Here is a 2,584-nt window from a genome sequence, read left to right on the forward strand (position 1 = left end):
CGGATCAAACGAAAGACCGTCGAAACCCGGCGCTTGCTTCACCGCAAAACCGCCGCATAATCAACCCAACCAGATGCGCCAAACCCTCTCTTAGCTCAGGCCGCCATCTGTCCCATTGGCGCTGACGACGGACAATTCCAATCACAGCCCACATTTCATGGTTGTGAGGCGGAATGGTCGTCAATGGTTTCCAGGCCAAGTTAATTATTGTTAGGTCGGACGATTGATAGAGAGGAGTTATGCCTGGTTCTTTACGTTCTCCTAGAGCTGCCAGTACGTCAGACGGATTTGAAAGGGCACGCCGAACAACTTCTGCGGAGGACTTTTGAGTTGGGTCTTTGTCGACTGCATCGCGGCAGTCAGCGATAAATGTATCAATGTCGAACATCGTCTATCTCCCCTTCAATCACTGTAACACAGTTGGGAGAAAACGTCCGTTTCGAGCTTGGTATCGCCATTCGCGGCCATTCGCGTCAGTGATTGGAGGGCAGCCCGAAGCGGACAGTCACAATCGAGGTTTGCAACTCCAAATTTGCTGGCTAATGCTTGCTCTCTAGACGACAACATTGACGGTCGCTTCAAGTCCAGTCGCACCCTTCGCAAATTCCATAGACACTGCATTGGCCTCCGCCTTGGACATACGGTTGAATAACCCATCGCGGGCGTTGCTCGGATGGTCTTTGATGTAAAACTGCGTCGTCAACAGTTCGCGATTTCCATCAAATACCTTTACATGAATATGTGGTGTGCGCCCTGGATAGATCGTGGGTTTTATCGTACGAAACTCGTAGTTCCCGCCGTTGTCAGTTACGTCATGGCCAAAGCCCTGGAAAGCCTGATCAAAGTTAACACTGCGACGGTCGCGCGGGTGCATGTAGTTGCCGTCCATGTCGCATTGCCAGATTTCGATGCGATGTCTGGCAAGGGGTTGTCCATTGGCCCCCGTGAGCCTTCCACGCAGTGTAAAGACTTCGCCACCGGCTTTTTCAACGCGCCCTCTGATCTTAACGAGGTCATTATCTATATCGGGCCTCCGCATGGCTGGCGTCGGATAATACGGCCCTTCTGCGGCGTCTGGTGTGAGTACAGCCGTAGCGGCTCTTGCACTCAGCGAACCGACGCCCATTAGTCCTGCAACGCCGCCCAGAAGGTTACGGCGGAACTTATTATTCGGTTTCATAGCGTCTCCTTTCCCGCGCGGGATAGTACCCATTACCCATCAAAATTACACATCGTGCAGCGCACGTCACGTCGAGGTCTGCCTTCGCAACCAAAGCTGCCGCTATGCATATGGGTCAAGAAACGCAACTTTCGGGTGGGCATTCAATTGTCTCTTGATTGAATCAATGTCACCCAAAACCCAGAGCCTCCCGATTTTTTTCTCCCACATTGTAAAGAATGCCGCCCCGGACCATTCGATCCGTTGCTGTGTTCCGTCTACCCCGAAGAATTTACCATGGTGCGTGCCGCCGAAGGTCATTCGTGCAGCTGCTTTTTCTCCGGCATCGACGATTTCAACGATATTGCATTGAAAATCCGGAAGAGCCGCTCGAACTTCTTCCATATAGTGAATGAACTCATCCGGCCCTGAGCGTTTCGGCCCGAGACTCCCACGAAAATCGAACTCTGGGTGTAGGATTTCTCGGGCGCAGTCCATGTCCGCCGCGTTCCATACTTCGTGGTAAAATCGCTTAATAAGATCAGACAGCGTCATGAAGTTTTCCCGGAACTGATGATATGCTCTACATATAACGGCGCGAATTCGGGTGTTAAGGGCTCAGAGTGATCACTCGTTGCCACTGAACTACGCAATAGAGGCGTTCCCGGACATTTGGACCGGTGCATTCGGAGATGCGTAATGCTGTGCTATGATGTTCTGTGACCTAGCGACAGAGGTACACTTTTGATGCGACCCGAAACGCGTATTCGCATTTTGACGCTCGGTATTGCCATTGCTCTTATTGCTGCGAAGCCGAACGCTGCCCTTGCTTCTGATGGAGAGTGTGGCGTGCCAAATGCACCTTGCACACTGGAAGGCGGTGAGTACTACGTGGCCCTGCCGGAGACTCCTGATAAGCCGCCTGCCGTCATTTGGTTGCACGGGTATGGACGGTCTGGCCAAGCGATGATCCAGAATTCCGCCTATGTCGATCCTTTCATCCGGCGCGGCTACGCTGTGATTATGCCCAGCGGGCAGCCCAGTTTAAATAACAAAGACCTCGATTGGGGTGTGGCTGACGGATATGACCTGGCGCGCGATGATGTCGCCTTTCTCAGCGCCGTGCGCGCCGACGCATTGGGGCGCTTCGGTATTGACCCGTCGAGAATACTGATCGCAGGCTTCTCCCGCGGAGGATCGATGGTTTGGGACATTGCGTGCCTAGCGCCAGAGCTGGCGAAAGCCTTTGACCTGAGCCCCTGAATCTCCTCCAGTTTTGTGTAGAGTCCGCCCAACTCAAGGACGGACAAATGAAGACGAGATTCACCGACGAACAGATCATCCAGATGATCAAGGAACAGGAAGCAGGCGAGCGGACTGCTGACGTGTGCAGGCGCTATGGTATTAGCCAGGGCACCTTCTACA

Annotated in this window: 5 protein-coding genes; 2 read left to right on the plus strand and 3 right to left on the minus strand. The window is 53.2% G+C overall.

Annotation, left to right across the window (positions count from 1 at the left end):
* Positions 1-4 precede the first annotated feature (4 nt).
* The 3 genes from MHN28_RS24715 to MHN28_RS24725 all read right to left on the minus strand — a co-directional run bounded on the left by MHN28_RS24715 (position 5) and on the right by MHN28_RS24725 (position 1,714).
* On the minus strand, positions 5-388 hold the full coding sequence (locus MHN28_RS24715; protein ID WP_239345702.1) for a hypothetical protein: 384 nt from the start codon (positions 386-388) through the stop codon (positions 5-7).
* A gap of 165 nt (positions 389-553) precedes the next feature.
* Positions 554-1,180, minus strand: coding sequence for a hypothetical protein (locus MHN28_RS24720; RefSeq protein ID WP_239345704.1), 627 nt, complete (start codon positions 1,178-1,180; stop codon positions 554-556).
* A gap of 102 nt (positions 1,181-1,282) precedes the next feature.
* Positions 1,283-1,714 (minus strand): ester cyclase, encoded by a 432-nt coding sequence (locus MHN28_RS24725; RefSeq protein WP_239345706.1) that lies wholly within the window; start codon positions 1,712-1,714, stop codon positions 1,283-1,285.
* A 192-nt stretch (positions 1,715-1,906) separates the two neighbouring features.
* On the opposite strand from MHN28_RS24725, the gene MHN28_RS24730 reads away from it, so the two are divergent.
* Both MHN28_RS24730 and MHN28_RS24735 read left to right on the plus strand, forming a co-directional pair.
* Positions 1,907-2,422 (plus strand): PHB depolymerase family esterase, encoded by a 516-nt coding sequence (locus MHN28_RS24730; RefSeq protein ID WP_239345708.1) that lies wholly within the window; start codon positions 1,907-1,909, stop codon positions 2,420-2,422.
* A gap of 47 nt (positions 2,423-2,469) precedes the next feature.
* A partial coding sequence (locus MHN28_RS24735; protein WP_239335702.1) for a transposase occupies positions 2,470-2,584 on the plus strand: 115 nt, incomplete at its 3' end.

The sequence above is a fragment of the Ruegeria sp. Ofav3-42 genome, from assembly GCF_022347725.1.
Classification (GTDB): Bacteria; Pseudomonadota; Alphaproteobacteria; order Rhodobacterales; family Rhodobacteraceae; genus Ruegeria.